14 protein-coding genes are annotated in these 18088 nt (G+C 61.7%); 11 read left to right on the plus strand and 3 right to left on the minus strand.

The window, feature by feature from the left end; genetic code table 11:
* The first annotated feature begins 219 nt into the window (after positions 1–219).
* The 6 genes from HMPREF3147_RS06940 to HMPREF3147_RS06965 all read left to right on the plus strand — a co-directional run bounded on the left by HMPREF3147_RS06940 (position 220) and on the right by HMPREF3147_RS06965 (position 6689).
* The gene (locus HMPREF3147_RS06940; RefSeq protein WP_070446311.1) at positions 220–957 is read left to right on the plus strand and encodes a hypothetical protein; all 738 of its coding nucleotides are present in this window, start codon (positions 220–222) and stop codon (positions 955–957) included.
* A gap of 404 nt (positions 958–1361) precedes the next feature.
* On the plus strand, positions 1362–1730 hold the full coding sequence (locus HMPREF3147_RS06945; protein WP_070446312.1) for a hypothetical protein: 369 nt from the start codon (positions 1362–1364) through the stop codon (positions 1728–1730).
* Positions 1731–1940: 210 nt separating this feature from the next.
* Positions 1941–2702: a 5-oxoprolinase subunit PxpA gene (locus HMPREF3147_RS06950; RefSeq protein ID WP_070446314.1), complete on the plus strand. Its 762-nt coding sequence runs from the start codon at positions 1941–1943 to the stop codon at positions 2700–2702.
* A complete protein-coding gene (locus HMPREF3147_RS06955) occupies positions 2702–4249 on the plus strand; it encodes a 5-oxoprolinase subunit B/C family protein (protein WP_070446316.1) in 1548 nt (515 codons plus the stop codon). Before HMPREF3147_RS06950 ends, HMPREF3147_RS06955 begins: the two co-directional genes overlap by 1 nt.
* A 24-nt stretch (positions 4250–4273) precedes the next feature.
* A complete protein-coding gene (locus HMPREF3147_RS06960) occupies positions 4274–6067 on the plus strand; it encodes an acetyl/propionyl/methylcrotonyl-CoA carboxylase subunit alpha (protein ID WP_070446318.1) in 1794 nt (597 codons plus the stop codon).
* Positions 6068–6089: 22 nt separating this feature from the next.
* The gene (locus HMPREF3147_RS06965) at positions 6090–6689 is read left to right on the plus strand and encodes a GntR family transcriptional regulator (protein WP_070446320.1); all 600 of its coding nucleotides are present in this window, start codon (positions 6090–6092) and stop codon (positions 6687–6689) included.
* Positions 6690–6921: 232 nt separating this feature from the next.
* Here HMPREF3147_RS06965 and HMPREF3147_RS06970 read toward each other — a convergent pair whose 3' ends face one another.
* Both HMPREF3147_RS06970 and HMPREF3147_RS06975 read right to left on the minus strand, forming a co-directional pair.
* Positions 6922–7701, minus strand: coding sequence for a putative hydro-lyase (locus HMPREF3147_RS06970; RefSeq protein WP_371325740.1), 780 nt, complete (start codon positions 7699–7701; stop codon positions 6922–6924).
* Positions 7692–8855 (minus strand): NRAMP family divalent metal transporter, encoded by a 1164-nt coding sequence (locus HMPREF3147_RS06975; RefSeq protein WP_187357538.1) that lies wholly within the window; start codon positions 8853–8855, stop codon positions 7692–7694. The genes HMPREF3147_RS06970 and HMPREF3147_RS06975 overlap by 10 nt, the downstream gene beginning before the upstream one ends.
* Before the next feature lie 308 nt (positions 8856–9163).
* Here HMPREF3147_RS06975 and HMPREF3147_RS06980 point away from each other — a divergent pair, with 308 nt between their 5' ends.
* The 5 genes from HMPREF3147_RS06980 to HMPREF3147_RS07000 all read left to right on the plus strand — a co-directional run bounded on the left by HMPREF3147_RS06980 (position 9164) and on the right by HMPREF3147_RS07000 (position 16885).
* Positions 9164–10324, plus strand: a complete 1161-nt coding sequence (locus HMPREF3147_RS06980) for an acetyl-CoA C-acyltransferase (protein ID WP_070446593.1) — start codon at positions 9164–9166, stop codon at positions 10322–10324.
* A complete protein-coding gene (locus tag HMPREF3147_RS06985; RefSeq protein WP_070446324.1) occupies positions 10325–12532 on the plus strand; it encodes a 3-hydroxyacyl-CoA dehydrogenase/enoyl-CoA hydratase family protein in 2208 nt (735 codons plus the stop codon).
* A 277-nt stretch (positions 12533–12809) separates the two neighbouring features.
* Complete coding sequence (locus HMPREF3147_RS06990) at positions 12810–13619, plus strand: metal ABC transporter ATP-binding protein (RefSeq protein ID WP_070446326.1); 810 nt, start codon at positions 12810–12812, stop codon at positions 13617–13619.
* Positions 13616–15382 (plus strand): metal ABC transporter solute-binding protein, Zn/Mn family, encoded by a 1767-nt coding sequence (locus HMPREF3147_RS06995; protein WP_246815742.1) that lies wholly within the window; start codon positions 13616–13618, stop codon positions 15380–15382. The genes HMPREF3147_RS06990 and HMPREF3147_RS06995 overlap by 4 nt, the downstream gene beginning before the upstream one ends.
* 291 nt (positions 15383–15673) lie before the next feature.
* Positions 15674–16885 carry an IS110 family RNA-guided transposase gene (locus HMPREF3147_RS07000; protein WP_070446328.1) on the plus strand — a complete coding sequence of 404 codons (1212 nt, stop codon included), beginning with the start codon at positions 15674–15676 and terminating at the stop codon, positions 16883–16885.
* Positions 16886–17123: 238 nt separating this feature from the next.
* Here the strand turns inward: HMPREF3147_RS07000 and HMPREF3147_RS12590 are convergent, their stop codons facing one another.
* Positions 17124–18035, minus strand: a complete 912-nt coding sequence (locus HMPREF3147_RS12590) for a DUF559 domain-containing protein (RefSeq protein WP_083276458.1) — start codon at positions 18033–18035, stop codon at positions 17124–17126.
* Between the last annotated feature and the right edge of the window lie 53 nt (positions 18036–18088).

The following is an 18088-nucleotide window of genomic DNA, read 5'->3' on the forward strand; positions in this document are numbered from 1 at the left end:
AGCTCAACGATTTCACCCTACACATTCATGCAGGTAAACAGGCCCCAAAGACACAATGGGCAGGCTTCCACGTGTCGAACACGCGGCCCGTTTGGCGCGATAAGCATCCGCCATGTTAATGAGAGAAACCCCCAAACCCTTGTGACTGATGTGAAAGTTGTGACTATTGTTGTTCACGTTGGGTTGAATCCCTCTCACTACCCTCACAAGGAGAAACTTATGAAGCACATCAACCGCACTTTGACCGCAGCCGTCCTGGCTGGCTCCCTCACACTCGGCGGCACCGCCGTTGCCTCTGCCCAGATCCCGGCCCCGGCCGAGTTTGAACTCGATGGCGTGACCTACCAGAGGCAGGCCGACGGTACCTACGCGCACCGCAACGAGGACGGCGAGCTGGACGGAACCACCAAACTGACCGAAGAGCAGGCACAGTGGGCTTGGGAGCAACTGCAGGCTCGGCAGGCCCCTGAAGAGGAAGCTCCTGAAGAGGATGCTCCGGCCGACGATGCAGAAAACCCGGAAGGCGAGGGCAACGAAGGCTCCACCAACGAGGGCGAAGGCTCCACCAATGAAGACCCCTCCTCCAGCGAGACTGACTTCGACAAGAAGCAGCTGGCTTGGCTGGCTCTGCCGGCTGCCCTCGTCATCGGTGGCGTGACCTGGTACCTGGCCAAGGATGGAAAGACCTACGTGAAGTCTCAGGAGGCTGCACAGAAGGACGCTCCGACCGCCGAGGAGAAGGCTGCTTCCGAGCAGATGCTGCAGGAGAACAAGGACGAGGTCATCGCCCAGGGTGGCCAGATTGCTGACAGCACCGCCGCACAGACCCCGGCACAGACCCGCGGTATCTCCGCTGAGACCGGCTCCAACACCGTTGCTCGCGGCCTTGCCGCCCTGGCCTTCGCAGCCATGATCGCTGCTGGCGCTTTCGCTGCTCGCCGCAAGTTCTTCGCTTAAGAACAACTAGCACCACACACCGCGTTCCCCCACCTAAAGGCGGAGGAACGCGGTTTATGCGTTTTAGCAACCTCCCGACGCGCAAATCACCACCACCCAACCGGTGGCACACCTTGGGGCAAGTTAAAAAATTCAACGAATGAACTAGAACAACGATAGGCCACAATATCGAAGTTAACCAGGAGCATTGCCACAAAATGACTCCTCGCAGACACCCCCAACCGCCACCCCGCACCCTGAAACCTTCATGACAATTCCCGTGGAATAGCTTAAAAATACAAAATAGTTTGGCGCATCTCACTTTTTCTGGTTAGTATGTGGGCAGTCGAAATCAGTTAACGGTGACAACATCGTCTGATACGGCATTGACCCAACTTTCCCGATTTATTCCCAGGAGAAGAAACATGAAGCGCATCTCCCGTAACCTCACCGCAGCAGCCCTGACCGGCGCCCTCGCACTCGCAGGCGTGACCGCCGCTCACGCCGAAGAGGGCAGCAGCCAGGACACCAACACCAGCTCTTCCACCGGCGCCCAGGGCGGCAATGACGGCAGCAGCGAGCAGGGCGGCGACAACGGCAGCAGCGACGGAGACAAGGGCGACAAGAACAAGGATGGCCAGAGCTCCTTCGATGACTTCAAGGGCAAGCTCTCCTCCGAGGACGGCAAGCCGACCGACTTGGGCATCGCCGCTATCGTCCTAGGTGTCCTCGGCGTACTGGCCGCAGCCGGTCCTGCCGTAGCACAGACGCTGGGCATCAACCTCCCGTTCTAGTTCAAAGCTTCTACACCTAAGCCTTTAAAGCGCCAATCTAAAAGCGTTAACCAGCAGCACCCCCATCACGCGACAGCGATGGGGGTGCTTTCACTTCCCACAGCCGCAAAGATGAGGGACACACTTCACAAATTGACGTGATGCGGGCTACACTAGTCACCCATAGATTGTTCAACAATTCGGGAACTATAGAAGAGGTGTCCTCCTGTAATGAGCGCGCTGCACATAGACCTCAACGCTGACCTCGGCGAAACCACCGCCGGCAACCCCGTGGCCGATGACGCCGCGATGCTCCAGCTTGTCTCCTCCGCCAACGTCGCCACCGGCTTCCACGCCGGTGACCCGCACTCCATCGCGGAAACGCTCAAGGCGGCCGCAGAGGCAGGAGTTACCGTCGGCGCGCACGTTGGCTATAACGACCCAGCAGCATTCGGCCGCCGCTTCATCGATTACGCACCTGCCGAGCTTGCCGCCGAAATCACCTACCAAATCGGTGCCCTCCAGGCCCTGGCCCAGGCCAACGGGACACAGGTGGCCTACGTGAAGCCACACGGCGCAATGTACAACACCATCGTCCACCACGAGGCCCAGGCCCACGCGGTTATCGACGGCATCAAGGCCTTCGGCGACCTGCCCGTCATGCTGCTGCCCGGCGGCATCGCCGTCGACATCGCCGAAAAGAAGGGCCTCACCGTCATCCGCGAGGCCTTCGCCGACCGCAACTACAACCCCGATGGCACGCTCGTCTCACGACGCGAGGCGAATGCGGTAATGGGTGATGAGGGGGACGTCGTCAAGCGCGTGCTCGAGGTCGCCGAAACCGGCTCTATTACCGCCATCGACGGCTCCGTACTCAACGTGGATGCCCAGTCGGTGTGCACGCACGGTGATTCGCCCGGCGCGGTAGAGCTGCTGCGCGGTGTGGTCAAAGAACTGCAGGCGCGCGGGATTGAGATTCGGAGCGCCATCTGATGCATATTCACCCCGTAGGAACGCGCGCGCTGCTCATAGAGCTGGAGGACTTGCCCCAGGTCATGGCGTGGCACGCGGCCCTCGACGCTAATCCGCTCAAAGATCAAGTCGACGCGATTGCTGCCGCCACCACCTTGCTGTTGACCTTTGCCACGCCGAATTCCGCCGCCGCAGCCGCGGAGAAGCTGCAGGACTTCCACCCCACCGCGCAGGCGGGCGAGGATCCGCGCTTTGTGGAGATCGACGTTCTCTATGACGGCGAGGACCTCGATGAGGCCGCCGAGTTGATGGGCATGTCACGCGAAGGCCTCATTGATTGGCACACGTCCACCGAGTGGCTCGCCGCTTTTGGCGGCTTCGCGCCCGGTTTTACTTATTGCACCCCGGCGGACTCGGCGCAGAATTTCAACATCGAGCGCCGCGCCACCCCGCGCACTGCGGTGCCGGCTGGTGCCGTCGGTATTGCCGGCGGTTTCTCCGCTGTCTACCCGCGCGTCTCCCCGGGCGGCTGGCAGCTGTTGGGCACTACTTCAACTCCGATGTGGGAATCTGATGCCCACCCGCCGGCACTGGTCCAGCCCGGTGACCGCGTGCGCTATCGCGCGGTGAGCTCGCTGCCGGACGTGGTGTCCACCACGCCTTTTGGCCGCCGCACCCCGGCGCGCTTGCCGCGCTTGGAGGTCCTCGATGCTGGCCTGCTGACGCTTTATCAGGATCAGGGCCGCCCCGGCCGCGGCAACTTGGGCGTCACGCCCTCGGGTGCTGCTGACTTGGCTGCGGCCGCCACGGCCAACGTCGCGGTGGGCAACCCGCGCGGCGCCACCGTACTAGAGAATATCGGCGGCATTCGCCTGCGCGCGCTGACCGACGCCGTCGTGTGCGTCACCGGCGCCCAATCCCGCGTGCTTCTCGACGATATGCCGGTACACCTCGCGCGCCCAGTGCTCGTCACCGTCGGCTCAACGGTCACCGTGGATCCCGCGACGGTGGGCCTGCGCAGCTACATCGCCATCCGCGGTGGCATCGTGGCGGATGCGGAGCTGGGCTCAGCCTCCACCGACGTGCTCTCCGGGCTGGGGCCTACACCGGTACGGCTGGGCGATGTCATCGGTGTCCTCCCCCGCTCCACCGCAATGACGGATGCGCAGCTGAGCAACCCGATGCGCGTTCGCGAAGGCGCGCACGGACAGACCGAGGGTGTGCTGCGCTGCGTGCTCGGCCCGCGCGATGACTGGTTTACGCCCGAAAGTCTGGAGGCGTTCCTGGCCACCGAGTGGACCGTTACTGCACAGTCCAACCGCGTGGGCGTGCGCCTGGTCGGCCCGGAGGGCTCCGTGTCTTTGGGCCGCGCCCGCGAGGGCGAGCTGCCCTCGGAGGGTATGGTCGCTGGCTCCGTCCAGGTACCGCCGAGTGGCGAGCCCGTGATTTTCCTCCGCGATCACGCCGTGACCGGTGGCTACCCGGTCATCGCCACAGTCCTCGAAGAAGATATTGATATCGCCGCGCAGCTCCCGCCGGGGGCGACGGTCCGCTTTGAACTCGCTTAAACACTAGTAAAGGAACACCCACCCATGATCTCTGCAGTCCTTATTGCTAACCGCGGCGAGATCGCCGTCCGTATCGCCCGCACCGCGCGTGACCTGGGCATCCGCTCCATCGCCATTTACTCCGAAGCCGATGCCGGTGCCCTGCACACTCAGGTGGCCGACGAAGCCTATGCGCTTCCCGGCAACTCCGCGGCGGATACCTACATGAACATCCCGGCTCTCCTCGATATCGCCGTGCGCGCCGGCGCGGACGCCATCCACCCCGGCTATGGTTTCCTCTCGGAGAACGCCGACTTTGCTCGCACCGTGGCCGAGGCCGGCCTGACGTGGATTGGCCCGTCGCCTGAGTCCATCGAGCTGCTCGGTGACAAGATTGCTGCGCGCCGCGTAGCCGAGGAGGTCGGAGCCCCGCTGGCACCGGGTACTTCTGATCCCATCGATGACTGGCAGGAGGCCCGCGCCTTCGCTGAGGAGCACGGCCTGCCCATCGCCATCAAGGCAGCGTATGGCGGCGGCGGACGTGGTCTCAAGGTGGTGGAAAACCTCGAGGACATCGAGGCGGCCTTCAACTCCGCCGGCCGCGAGGCCAAGGAGGCCTTCGGCCGCGCGGAGTGCTACGTGGAGAAATTCCTGACGCACCCGCGCCACGTGGAGGCGCAGATTCTGGCCGATACGCACGGCAACGTCGCCGTGCTGGGCACCCGCGATTGCTCCACGCAGCGCCGCTTCCAAAAACTCATCGAGGAAGCCCCGGCGCCCGCGCTTTCCGACGAACAGCGCACCGGCATCCACGAGGGTGCCCGCGCCATCTGCGCGAAGGTGGGCTACACCGGTGCCGGCACCGTCGAGTACATCGTCTCCGAGGATGGCACGATCTCCTTCCTCGAGGTCAATACCCGCGTGCAGGTGGAGCACCCGGTGACCGAGATGGTCACGGGCGTGGACATCATCGCCGAGCAATTCCGCATCGCCTCCGGCGAACCCCTTTCCTTCGTGTCCTCATCTTCGTCCGATGCGTCTGAAGCGCATGCGTCTGAAGCGCATGCTTCAGACCCTGAAATGGACGGCCACGCCTTCGAGTTCCGCATCAACGCCGAAGACATCCTCAACGGCTTCGCGCCGTGCCCCGGCACCATCGTGCGCTTCGAGCCGCCGACCGGCCCTGGCATCCGCGTCGATTCCGGCGTGCGCACCGGATCCATCGTGCCTCCCTACTATGACTCGCTCGTGGCCAAGCTCCTGGTCTGGGGCCCAACCCGCGAGATCGCGCTGAAACGCGCGCAGCAGGCCCTTCAGGAATTCGATATCGAAGGTGTTCGCACCGTGCTGCCCTTCCACCGCGATATGGTCTCCTCCCAGGTCCTCGTGGACCATGGCGACGCCGATGCCGCGGCCGGCATCTACACCGACTGGCTCGACCACAACTACCGCCCCTCCGCGGAGGCCACGAGCACTACCGTTCCTGTCGAGGCCATCTACGCGCAGCGCACCCGCGTGGCGCTGGAAATCGACGGCAAGCTGGTCAGCGTGGGCTTCCCCACGGAGATGTTGTCGCAGGGGCCGGTGAAGGGGGCGTCGGCAAGCGCGGCGTCTGGAGCCAGCGGCAGCGGCAACGAGGTGACCTGCCCCTACGAGGCCAACCTCGTGACATGGAACGTAGAAGACGGCGAGACGGTCGAAGAAGGCCAGGCCATCGCCACGATCGAGGCAATGAAGATGGAATCTGCGGTCAAGGCCCCGTCCGCGGGCAAGCTAAGCCGTGTGGCAAAGGAAGGCTCGAGGCTGGAACCGGGCGCGGTAATCGCCACGATTTCTTAAGCGGCGGGCTACTGTAAGTCGCATGCTTGCAGATTCCGTCGCCTCCGCGCTCCGCGCCGCCATCTCTGAGGGCGAGTACATGCCTGGGCAACAGCTCAGCGAGGTCCGCGCGGCCGAGCGCTTTGAATGCTCCCGCAACACGTTGCGGGAGTCTTTCGCTATGCTCGCTTCCGAGCGAATCGTGGAGCGCATCCCGCACAGGGGCGTCTTCATTGCCACCCCGGATGCCGATTTCGTGCGCGATCTATATTTAGCACGCGCCGCCATCGAGCCGGCCGCGGCACGCTATGCCACCTTCGAGGACCCAGGCGAGTTGGTGCGGCTGACCGAATCCGCCGTGCAAGATGGCGCTCCCCGCCCCCTCATCAACCAGCGCTTCCACAAGAGGTTGGTCGCTGGTCTGGGCTCACCGACGCTGGACCGCTCCATGTCTCATCTCCTAGCGCGCATGCGACTCACCTTCTTGCTGACATTGGAGCGCTACCCGCAGATTCACGATAACCACGTGCAGGCCAACATCGACTTAGCCCATCTCATCGCGCAAGGCGAACGTGAGGCCGCCGCCGATGCCTGCCGCGCGGACTTGATGCGCGCGATGGAATCGATTCTTCGGGTCCTTTAGTCTCCGAGTCCTCTACGCTCCTGTTAGCCGGTTCCACCCGCGCGAAACTGCTCGGCCCACATGGTTCTAGTGAGATGGTTCGGGTCAAAAGGTTCGTTTACCCCCAAGTGAACCATGTACGCATTCACAGAAGGTTTGTTTTCCCCCAAACAAACCTTCTGACCAGAACCATCTGAGTAGAACCATGTATCGGCGTCATGAGAGCTAGAGGAAACGCCACCGAACTGGGGGCTCAGGGGATGAGGAAGTCGCGGTCCGGGATGTCGGTGACGAGCATCTTGCCTGGGGCATGCGTGATGGCCAGGCTGGGACGCGAGTTCATCACGATGGCCTGCGGGGTCACGCCGCACGCCCAGAAGACCGGGATTGTGCCCTCAGGAATGTCGACGGCTTCGCCGAAATCGGGCTGCGATAGGTCTTCGATGCCGATGGCGGCCGGGTCGCCCACGTGAACCGGGGCGCCGTGGACGCCTGGATAGCGGGAGGTGATGCGGACGGCATCGGACACCTGGCTCGCAGGAATGGGGCGCATGGAGATCACCATCGGCCCCGAGAAGGCACCCGCCGGGGTGCAGGGAATCGTCGTGCGATACATCGGTACGTTGCGGCCCTGCTCGATATGAGCGATGGAAATACCATCTTCCACAAGTGCATTCTCAAAGGTGAAGGAACAACCAATGAGGAAGGAGACGATGTCTTCGGAGTAGAAGGGGGAAGCGTCGCCAAGCGTCTGCGTGAGCTGGCCGTCCTCGTAGATGTTATAGGCGGGAATGTCGGTGCGGATGTCCCCGCCCGGGATGAGGTCGGAGGTGAACTGCCCCGCCTCCAGCACGCCCACGATGGGGCATGGCTTGGGATTGCGCTGCGCAAAGAGGAGGAAGTCGAAGGCGTACTCGCGCGGCAGCGCAATGAGGTTGGCTTGCATGAAGCCGCGGGCGTGGCCGGCGGTGGTGGTCATGTCGTGTGCGCGGGCGAAGGCGCGCACTTCTGCGGGAGTCTGCATCATGCCCATAGGTTAACGATTCCGGAGATGGACTTGATGCCGATGAAGATTTCCAACGCGAGTGCCAGCACACCGGCGATAAGCAGCCACATCGGCTGCTTAACACCGTGCGTGAGGTCGTGGCGCTTGAACGCCACCCACATCACCATGGCGAAAGCGATGGGCAGGATGATGCCGTTGAAGGCGCCCGCGAAAATGAGGAGCTTCTGCGGTGCGGAATTAAGAATGCCGAAGAGAATAGCGCAGACAACGATGAAGCCTACGGTGAGGAAATTGCGGGTGCGCGGGCTGACCTTCTGGGTGGTCACGAAGGTGATCGAGGTGTAGGAGGCACCGATAACGGAGGACAGGCCGGCAGCGAAGAGGACGACGCCGAAGGCGCGGAGACCAAATTCGCCGGCTGCGTGACGGAAGGCATCGGCGGCAGTGTTGTCTTCAGAGAGGGCAACGCCCGTGGCGACGACGCCCAGGACCGCGAGGAAGAGCAGCACGCGCATGATGCCGGTGACGATGATGCCGAGGACAGAGGTCTTGGTAATCGCGTTGACGTTTTCCGGTCCGGACAGGCCGGAGTCGATGAGGCGGTGCGCGCCGGCGAAGGTGATGTAGCCGCCCACGGTGCCACCGATGAGGGTGGTGATGACGAAGAAATCGACGCTCTCCGGCATGACGGTATTCTTCAGGGCCTCGCCCACCGGCGGCTGGGAAACAATCGCCACGTAGAGCATGAGCAGAATCATGATGGCGCCCAGCGCGGCGACGATGCGGTCGAGCGCGACGCCCGCCCGCTTGGACAAGAAGATGAAGATGGCGATAGCGGAGGCGATAAGGCCGCCGATACGAGCATCGATGCCCAGCAGGGCGTTAAGGCCGAGGCCCGAGCCGGCGATGTTGCCGATATTAAAGACCATGCCGCCGATGAAGACGAGAATGGCGAGGAACCATCCCAGCCCGGGCAGAACAGTATTACCCAGCTCGTTGGCACGCATGCCGGAGATGGCGAGCACACGCCACACGTTCAGCTGGATGGCGATGTCGACGATGATCGACAACGCAATGGCGAAGGCAAAGGCCGCGCCCATCTGCACGGTAAAGACGGAGGTTTGGGTCAAAAAGCCCGGGCCGATGGCGGAGGTGGCCATGAGGAACATGGCGCCGGCCATGGCGCCGATACCCTTGGGAGCCTGCGCTTCTTGCGGCGCGTTCTGGGCGGCTTCCTGGGAAGCGGAGGGATTGGTGGGTTCCGAACTCATTGTTGGGCACCTTTCGTGACGAAGGTCGCATTAAACGTTGGTGAAAGCATAAGGGTTGTTGAACAATCTGTAAACAGCGCGGGGGTGGCGCACGTTACACCCACGCCAAAAGTGCAGCCACCCCCACACCCCTCGCCTGATTTCATTGCACGGCAATAGAAAGTGACCTAGGATACATGTTAACTAATGGCCATTCGCATAAATCTATGGAGGAATTCATGCCCCAGGACATTTACATCGCCGGGGCTGCACGCCTGCCTATCGGCAAATTCGGCGGCAGCCTCGCTCGACTTTCCCTGACCGAACTTGGCTCCCTTGCGGCCGAAACGGCTATTGAGCGTTCGGGGCTTTCAGGAGCAGACCTCGACACCGCCGTGGCCTCCAACGTCATGCCCGTTGTGCCGAAGGACCTCTACCTCTCCCGCGCGATTGCCCGGAACGTAGGGTTGCCAGACTCCTCCACTGCCATGGGTGTTAACCGCCTCTGCGGCTCCGGTGTCCAAGCAGTCATCAGTGCGGCCCAACTCCTGCAGTCTGGCGACGGCTCTCTAGCGTTAGCCGTCGGCGCAGAATCCATGAGTAACGCGCCCTACTCCGTCGAAGGAGCGCGCTTTGGCAAGCGCATGGGGGATGGCAAACTCTACGACTGGCTCACCGGCGCACTCTCCTGCCCCTTCGGCACCGGCCACATGGGTGTCACCGCAGAAAACGTCGCTGCGGATAACAACATCTCCCGCGAACGCCAGGACGAATTCGCCGCCGAATCCCAAGAGCGCGCCGCGAAGGCCCGCGCGGAGGGTGTGCATGCCGAGGAAATCGTCCGCGTCGGCGAGCTGGACTTTGATGAGAGCGTGCGGGAGACGAGCGTCGAGAAGCTGGCAGAGCTCAAGCCGGTCTTCGTTAAAGATGGAACCGTCACCGCCGGCAACGCCTCCGGCATCAACGATGGCGCTGCGGCCGCCGTGCTGGCCACCGCAGAGGAGGTGACCAAGCGTGGCCTAGACCCGCTGGCGAAGATTGTGTCCTGGTCCATCGCGGGCGTGGACCCGACGCGCATGGGCATTGGCCCCATCGCCGCCGTGCCGAAGGCACTTGAGAAGGCCGGCCTGGAGTTGCAGGATATTGACCTCATCGAATCAAACGAGGCCTTCGCCGCCCAAGCCATCGCCGTGCAGGACCAGCTGGGCTTCGACCCGGCCAAGACGAATATCTATGGCGGTGCCGTCGCGCACGGTCACCCGGTTGGCGCGACGGGCATCATCCTGCTAACCAAGCTGGCTTATGCGCTGCGCCACCAGGGCAAGCGCTATGGCCTGGTCACCATGTGCATCGGCGGCGGTCAGGGAATCGCCATGATTATTGAGAATGGAGCGAAGTAAATGAGCATCACCAAGGTAGCCGTCATCGGCGCAGGTTCCATGGGTTCTGGCATTGCGGCACTGTGTGCGTCGGCAGGCATGGACGTCGTGCTGCTGGACCAGGACGCGGAGGGCGCCCAGAGGGGCGTCGAGATCCAGCTCAAGCGCAAGGGTTTCCACCTGCCGGAGTTTGCCGAGCGCGTGCGCGCCAGCGATGACTACGCCTTGCTGGAGGACCGCGAGTGGATCATCGAGGCCATCTTCGAAGACCTCGGCGCCAAGCATTCGCTCTATCAGGCCATTGAGCCTCATTTGTCTGCGGATGCTCTGTTGAGCTCGAATACCTCTACCCTGCCACTGGCGTCGCTCCTGGAGGGCGTGCCGGAAGCCCGCCGCGACAAGTTCGCCATCACGCACTTCTTCAACCCACCGAAGGTCATGCGCCTGGTAGAGCTCATCGCTTCCGGCTCCACGGAGGCTGCTCTGCGAACGACCATCGAGCAAACCCTGGGCAAGATTGCGCTTGAGTGCCGCGATACGCCGGGCTTCATTGCCAACCGCGTGGGCTGTTACTGGATGGCCGCCGGCGTGGCCCGCGCCCGCGAGTTCGACGTGAGCTACGAGCTTGCGGACGCTGCCTTCGGCCGCGCCTTCGGCATCCCCCGCACCGGTATTTTCGGGCTGCTCGACTACATCGGTCTCCAGCTGGTCAAGCCCATTTGGAAGTCTTTGGAGACGGCCTTGCCGGCAGGTGATCCGCTGCTTGACGTCCCCCTTGGTGATGACTCCTTCATCGAAGGTCTCGTTTCTCGGGGGCTGACCGGCCGCACTGGTGAGGGTGGCTTCTATCGCGGCCGTGACGAGGTCATCAACTCCTCTTACGAGTACGTGCCCCGTACTCAACCCTCCGATCCTGTCGTGGGCCTCAAGGATCCGCGCGAGGTCATGGACACTGACTCCCCCGGCGGCCGTTTTGCCCGCGCGGTCTTCCTCGACACGCTGGCCTACTGCTGCGAGGTAGCTCCCTCCATCGCGGACCACGTGGGCCTCATCGACGAGGGACTGACCTTAGGCTTCGGCTGGAAGAAGGGCATCTTCGCGCTTGCCGACGCCATCGGTATCGACCACGTCGCCTCCGCTTATGGTGCAGACGTTCCTGAATTGGTCTCCGCTGCTGCTCAGGCGGGTGGCTTTTATGGCGAGGGCTCAGTGCTGTCCTCGACGGGTTCTCGTCAGGAGCTCGCGCCGCGCGAGGGCGTCGTAACGCTGTCTTCTCTTGATACTGAGACCATCGTTTCTCTGGAGGCGGGCGCGGTCCACGCGGTGTCCACCTCTGCTGGACGCATCGGCATCATCGACCTGCACACACCGATGAACTCCATGCCAACCCCGGCCTTTTCAGTTATTCGCGCGGCCCTCGACGCTGTGTCCTCTTCCAACCTTGTCGCTCTGGTCATTGCTAACGACAAGCCGGTCTTCTGCGCGGGGGCGGACCTCGCTTCCATTGCGGCTGCGGGTGAATCGGGTTCCGCTTCGCGCGTCGAATCTTTGATCGCGGATGGCTCCAAGACCCTGCGTGCGCTCAAGTTCGCCCCGGTTCCCGTGGTGGCGGCTGTGCGGGGTGTTGCCTTGGGCGGTGGCTTTGAAACGGCACTGGCCTGCGACCGCATTGTTGCTCATGCTGATACGCGCCTCGGTTTCCCGGAGCGCACGGTGGGTCTCTACCCAGGCTGGACGGGCACGATCTCTTCGCTGGAGCGGCTCAAGGCGGCCGGTGTCGAAGACTATCACCAGAAGGCCTTCGACTTCATCGCCTCGGCGCGCAACTTCTCTTCTGCTTTCGAGGCACAGAAGGCTGGTTTCTTGGCTTCGGATGACGTCGTGCTCATGTCCTTCGACCACGTCCTCGCTCACGCTTTGCTCGAGGCCGCGGACCTGGCTGCCTCCTACACCCCGCCTGCAGACGCTTCTATCGAGATGTACTCCGGCTCCCCCGCCTTGGACCATGACTGGCCCATCGAGGGCACCACCGAGAACGACCACGTTATCGTGGCCAAGCTCGCCGAGATGTATACCGCCCCTACTTCCTCCAACTCCGCCTCGGCTTCGCTGAGCTTCACCGAGTTCTGTGAGCGCGAAGTGGAATTCGACGTACCGCTGGTCCTCCTCCCAGCCAACGTGGAGCGCGCCAAACACATGGCCGCAACCCGCAAGCCCCTCAACAACTAGCCCCGGCCGCTTCTATTTCCCAACCCCGCTCCCTTTTTCGGAGTGGGGTTTCTCCTTGTTCGTTGCGACCTGGACCGGCAATTGACAGGCAGGTTTAAGCTGGTCACTTGCAAGTTTGAGCTGGTCATTCTGTGTACAGCTCAAACTTGCACATGGTTCCACTTAAAAGGCATTAGTCACATGGTTTACTTGCCCGTTACCCCCAACACCACCCCACCCCAAAGTTCAATACATTGAATTTGGTGATTCATTGAACTGAACACTATTCTTGGCTGCCATGAGTATTAGCGTCAAGAACTTGAGCGTGAGCTACGGCGCGAACACCGCGATTCGGAACATCAGCTTCACCCTCGACTCCCCCGGCATGCACGGCATCATCGGCCCCAACGGCTCAGGCAAATCCACCCTCATGAAGGCGATGCTCCAGATCCTGGACAAACACAACGTCCACGGCACAGGCCCCACCGGCGCCCCTGCCGGCTACCCCGTCACCCTCGACGGCAAGGCCCCCGCCGAGCAGCGCCGCGCAATCGCTTATATCGAGCAGCGCTCTGACCTCGACCGCAACTTCCCCACCAGCGTCTTCGACACCGTCCTGATGGGCACTTACCCGCGCCTGGGTCTTTTCCACCGCCCCGGCAAGGCCGAACGCGAAGCAGCCACCCAGGCTCTCAAGGACGTCGACATGTGGGACTTTCGCCACCGCCACATCAGCGAACTCTCGGGCGGACAGTTCCAGCGCGTCCTCTTTGCCCGCGCCATCGTCCAGGACGCGGAGTACATCTTCCTGGACGAGCCCTTCGTCGGCATCGACGTCCCCAGCGAGAAGACGATCGTGACCCTGCTGCGGCAGATGGCGGACGCGGGCAAGCACGTCGTCGTCGTGCACCACGACATGAACACGGTGCGCGGCTACTACAACGACCTCATCGTCCTCAACGGCGAGCTCGTCGCGGCGGGTCCCACCGAGGAGGTCTTCGTCCCCGACGTGCTGCAGAAGGCCTTCGGCGCGCTCGTCATCCGCGAGCCGTCAGCACCAGCCCACCCCACGCCACGGCAGGCAGCCCTCCAGGAGGAGACAGCATGATCGCGGAGTTCCTCGACTCACTACTCAGCCACGGCTACCTGCAAAACGCGCTGATCACCTCGGTGATCGTGGGCGTGGCCTGCGGCATCGTCGGCAGCTTCATCGTGCTGCGCGGCATGGCCCTGATCGGCGACGCCATCTCGCACGCCGTACTACCGGGGGTCGCGGCCTCCTACCTGCTCGGCACGAACCTCTTCCTCGGGGCGGTGGTCGCGGGTCTACTCGCCACACTGGCGATCGGGCTGATCAGCGAACGCTCCACTGTGAAGAACGATTCGGCGATCGGCATCGTCTTTTCCGCCTTCTTCGCGATCGGCGTGCTGCTCATGGCGAAAGCGCAGACGGCGACGGATCTGACGGAGATCCTCTTCGGCAACGTCCTGACCGTTCAGGACGCCGACCGCAACCTCTCGATCGGTATTGCCGCTGCCGTGCTGATTCTCACGCTGGTCTTTTACAAGGAGCTCAAGCTCAGCACCTTCGACCCCGTCATGGCGCAGTCGGCTGGCGTGCCCGTGCGGGCAATCCACTACGGGCTGATGGTGGTGCTCACGCTGGTGACGGTCATTTCCCTGCAGACGGTGGGCGTGATCCTGGTGGTCTCCCTGCTGATTACTCCGGCGTCGGCGGCGTACCTGCTGACGAACCGGCTGGGAGTGATGATCGGGCTTTCAGTGGCGATCTCGGCGCTCAGCTCCGTAGTGGGGCTGTTCCTGAGCTATAGCTACAACGTGTCCTCCGGCGTGACGATCGTGCTGACCGCCAGCGCGCTGTTCCTGCTGGCTTTCCTCTTCGCGCCAGGCAAGGGACTGATTGCTCGCTCGCTGGGCAATAAGCCACTGGCCGCGCTGTTGGCCCTCCTGGTGGGCGGTGCCCTCGTGTTCGGGGCCGTGACCTTCTCGACGGAGGAGAAGGCAGACGGTGAGCAGCTGAACGTCGTCACCACCTTCACGCTGCTGGCGGACCTGGTGGAGGAGATCGGCGGCGAGGCGGTGGACGTCCATAACCTCGTGCCGACCGGCACGGACCCGCACGACTACGACCCCCTGCCCGCGGACCTGGATGCGACGAGCGACGCCGACCTGCTGTTCTACAACGGGCTGAACCTCGAGGGCGGTGAGCACGGCTGGCTCGCGAAACTGAAAAACACCGCGGGCCTGGACGATTCCCAGATGGTCGAGGCCACCAAGGGCGTGGAACCGAAGTACCTCAAGGACGAAAAGGGCAATCAGGAGATCAACCCGCACGCCTTCCTGGACCCGACCGTCGGCATCGCGATGGCCGAGAACGTGACCGCGGCGCTGGCCGAGGCCCTGCCCGAGCGTGCCGAGCACATCGAGGAGAAGGGGGCGGAGTACAAGGCCATGCTGGAGAGCATCGACGCCGACTACCGCGAGCAGATCGGTGCGCTGCCGAAGGAGGATCGTGTGCTCGTGGCCAGTGAACATGCCTTCCAATACATGGTCGACACCTACGGCATGGAGCAGCTGTATATCTGGCAGATCGACACGGATGAAAACGGCTCCCCCGCGCAGATCGGACACCTCGTGCGCCAGCTGAAGGACAAGCGCCCGAAGCACCTGTTCGTGGAGTCGAACGTGGATACGCGCCCCATGAAGACCGTCTCGAAGGAGGCCGGGATTCCGATCTTCGACGAGCCACTGCACTCCGATGAGCTCGGCAAGCCGGGCACGGTCGCGGGAACCTACGAGGATTTCCTGCGCAGCAACTTGAAGACCATGATCGCGGGGCTGAAGCGCTAAAACGCGAATGCTCGAGGCCCACATGCGTTGGGCTTCCCCGGTCGCATTCCCGTTACCTTGTGAGTGTCCCCGATAATGGGGATAGTCGCTGGTCCCGGTATGGCTTACCTGCCCTGTAGTTTCCATAATCCGGGGGGTGTTGCCGCCGGGTGCCAGGACTTTCGATGACAGCTGATAGGGACACGGCCAGTTTTAAACTAGGTCTCTTTGTAACGTGGGTGCTTGCAACGAAGGTCATGACACCAGCGACTGGAACAACGCCATACCCATCTCGTTTTCTAGGAGCTCATCATGTCTCCGGAGCATTCCATCGACATATTCCTTGGGTTAGACGTCGGCAAATCTGAACACCACGCCTGCGCCTTAGACCGTGATGGCAACAAGGTCTTCGACAAACCGTTGCCTCAACTCGAATCCGAACTAGCAGGCGTTTTTCACCAGCTTCAGAAGCTTGGCACCGTGCTCGTGATCGTCGACCAACCCAACACCATCGGCGCACTACCGATTGCTGTAGCCCGGGACTGCGGTTGCGAAGTCGGATACCTGCCAGGTCTTGCGATGCGCAAAGCTGCAGATCTCTATCCGGGACGTGCAAAAACAGACAAACGCGACGCATTCATCATCGCCGACACCGCCCGCACAATGCCCCACACGCTACGTGCCGTCGACCGCAATGATGAGGTACTCTCCGCCCTAAAGATGCTGTCCGGCTTCGATGATGACATCGCCCGCGATTGCACTCGCACTGTCAATCGGCTTCGCAGTGTCCTCACCCAGATCTACCCCAGCCTGGAACGAGTTTTTGCTGGTAGCACCCTGACTCGCACGCCGATCCTGGAGTTATTGATCCATTACAAGGGACCGCAGGGGCTAAAAAGAGCCGGATACCAACGAGTGTTGAACTGGATGATCAAGCGCACACGTAAAGACTCCACCCCGCTGGTAGACGACATTTTTACAGCGCTGAAAGCTCAAACAGTCACCGTGCCTGGAAGCGATGCCGCCGAGTTAGTAATTCCTCAACTGGCTGCAAACATCCAGGCCCTCAAAGAGCAACGAAACACCATTGCTGAGCAGGTTGAAGAGATGCTCGCTGATTTCCCTCTTTGTGAGGTCTTGATGAGTATGCCCGGAGTCGGCATCAAGACCGCAGCGCAGATCCTTCTTGCGATCGGTGATGGCTCCGACTTCGCTAGTGCTGGCCACTTAGCTGCTTATGCTGGAATAGCACCCGTGACTAGACGATCCGGTTCGTCGATCAGAGGTGAATTCCCGGCACGGTCAGGCAATAAACGACTGAAAAACGCCTTGTTCTACTCCGCATTCGCAGTTATCCGCAGCCACGAACCGTCACGGCGGTATTACGAACGCAAACGCGCTGAAGGAAAACGCCACAACGCAGCAGTCATCTGCCTGGCACGACGCCGATGCAATGTCATCTACGCGATGCTGAAAAACAAGGAGTTCTTCCGCGAAATCCCGCCACGCCCCGTCGCCGCATAAAGCCCCAAAGACGAAGCCGACCAGCACACGCAGGCCGGCTCCTAGGCACGCCTAAGAAACTACTCCCAAGACTGTGCTCGTCAACATCGGTCTGGCACTTGACAAAAACATAGGGACACCCCCCAAGTAAACCATCTAGGCGTTTACAAACGGTTCGTTTGCCCCCAAACAAACCTTTTCACTAATGCCTTCTGAATGAAACCATCTGGCAGCGCCCTCGTGCTGACAAGGAGGCTCGCTAGGCTGAACGAGGTTGCACGGTGTTTAACGCACCGCGCACCTCGTTAAGAACCTGTTCTCGGTTCTGGAGAAGATCCCGTGGTGAATAGCGCAGCACGATGTATCCGAGATTCTGAAGGTATTTCTCTCTTTGCCGCTCAGCCCGTATCACCGCTTCGGTAGATTTTCCGTAGGTCGCTCCGTCGTACTTCACAGCGCCGTCTATTTCCATGATGACTTTGCCGTTGAGAAGCAAGTCCGGCCGATACCCACCCTGAAGCTCTGGCTGAACCACGAGTTTCTTTCCCAGACCTTCCACAATTAACATGCCGCGCGCATAGGACTCATAGGGAGATTCGGCGAGGGCGGTAGCGTGCATAACCACTTTCCTAGCCTGAGCAGCACCTTTTACACGGCCCATTGCCGTGATCATTGACCGTAAATCGTCAATGCTAACGAGTCGTTTGCGCAAAGCGGAGTCGACAGCCATCAGCCCTTCCTCAAACGTCGCAAGCCGTGCGACGTCGATGCAGGTGCGCGCAACCGACGTGCACCGAAGCCCGAAGCGCTCCATAATGTCTGAGGTTGGCAGCCACATTTTTCGGTACATCACCTTGCTATCCCATTGCCGTCGCGGCGGGACTGTTTTGGATTGCCGTGCTAGAACAACCTGTGCGTCCCGAGACGACAGCGTCCACAAGCCCAACAGTTTGGCCGCAGATCTTTCCACGAGAACTGACCGATGAGCGCTACGCCCGAAGGCAACGATGTCAAAGAGATGGCGTTGGTAGTAAGGAAGAGCTGAATAGTACTCGCTGTTTATCGCGTAACGCGAGGTGAGGCGAATAAGTTCACCTGAAGCAAGTTGTTTCCACACAGGGTGGTTGTTCGAAAGGGGTCGTAGGTAAATGAGGTGTGAATCGTCAATCATGCTTCCATCATCATGGCTTCCAGCCCTCAAAAGCTACGGTCGATTCCCCGTCT

Source organism: Corynebacterium sp. HMSC05D03, from assembly GCF_001807205.1.
Classification (GTDB): domain Bacteria; phylum Actinomycetota; class Actinomycetes; order Mycobacteriales; family Mycobacteriaceae; genus Corynebacterium; species Corynebacterium aurimucosum.

Bases quoted from the DNA above. Each gene is read 5' to 3' on its own strand.
- HMPREF3147_RS06940 (WP_070446311.1), top strand. From the start codon at position 220: ATGAAGCACATCAACCGCACTTTGACCGCAGCCGTCCTGGCTGGCTCC.
- HMPREF3147_RS06945 (WP_070446312.1), top strand. From the start codon at position 1,362: ATGAAGCGCATCTCCCGTAACCTCACCGCAGCAGCCCTGACCGGCGCC.
- HMPREF3147_RS06950 (WP_070446314.1), top strand. From the start codon at position 1,941: ATGAGCGCGCTGCACATAGACCTCAACGCTGACCTCGGCGAAACCACC.
- HMPREF3147_RS06955 (WP_070446316.1), top strand. From the start codon at position 2,702: ATGCATATTCACCCCGTAGGAACGCGCGCGCTGCTCATAGAGCTGGAG.
- HMPREF3147_RS06960 (WP_070446318.1), top strand. From the start codon at position 4,274: ATGATCTCTGCAGTCCTTATTGCTAACCGCGGCGAGATCGCCGTCCGT.
- HMPREF3147_RS06965 (WP_070446320.1), top strand. From the start codon at position 6,090: ATGCTTGCAGATTCCGTCGCCTCCGCGCTCCGCGCCGCCATCTCTGAG.
- HMPREF3147_RS06970 (WP_371325740.1), bottom strand. From the start codon at position 7,701: ATGGGCATGATGCAGACTCCCGCAGAAGTGCGCGCCTTCGCCCGCGCA.
- HMPREF3147_RS06975 (WP_187357538.1), bottom strand. From the start codon at position 8,855: ATGGCCGGCGCCATGTTCCTCATGGCCACCTCCGCCATCGGCCCGGGC.
- HMPREF3147_RS06980 (WP_070446593.1), top strand. From the start codon at position 9,164: ATGCCCCAGGACATTTACATCGCCGGGGCTGCACGCCTGCCTATCGGC.
- HMPREF3147_RS06985 (WP_070446324.1), top strand. From the start codon at position 10,325: ATGAGCATCACCAAGGTAGCCGTCATCGGCGCAGGTTCCATGGGTTCT.
- HMPREF3147_RS06990 (WP_070446326.1), top strand. From the start codon at position 12,810: ATGAGTATTAGCGTCAAGAACTTGAGCGTGAGCTACGGCGCGAACACC.
- HMPREF3147_RS06995 (WP_246815742.1), top strand. From the start codon at position 13,616: ATGATCGCGGAGTTCCTCGACTCACTACTCAGCCACGGCTACCTGCAA.
- HMPREF3147_RS07000 (WP_070446328.1), top strand. From the start codon at position 15,674: ATGTCTCCGGAGCATTCCATCGACATATTCCTTGGGTTAGACGTCGGC.
- HMPREF3147_RS12590 (WP_083276458.1), bottom strand. From the start codon at position 18,035: ATGATTGACGATTCACACCTCATTTACCTACGACCCCTTTCGAACAAC.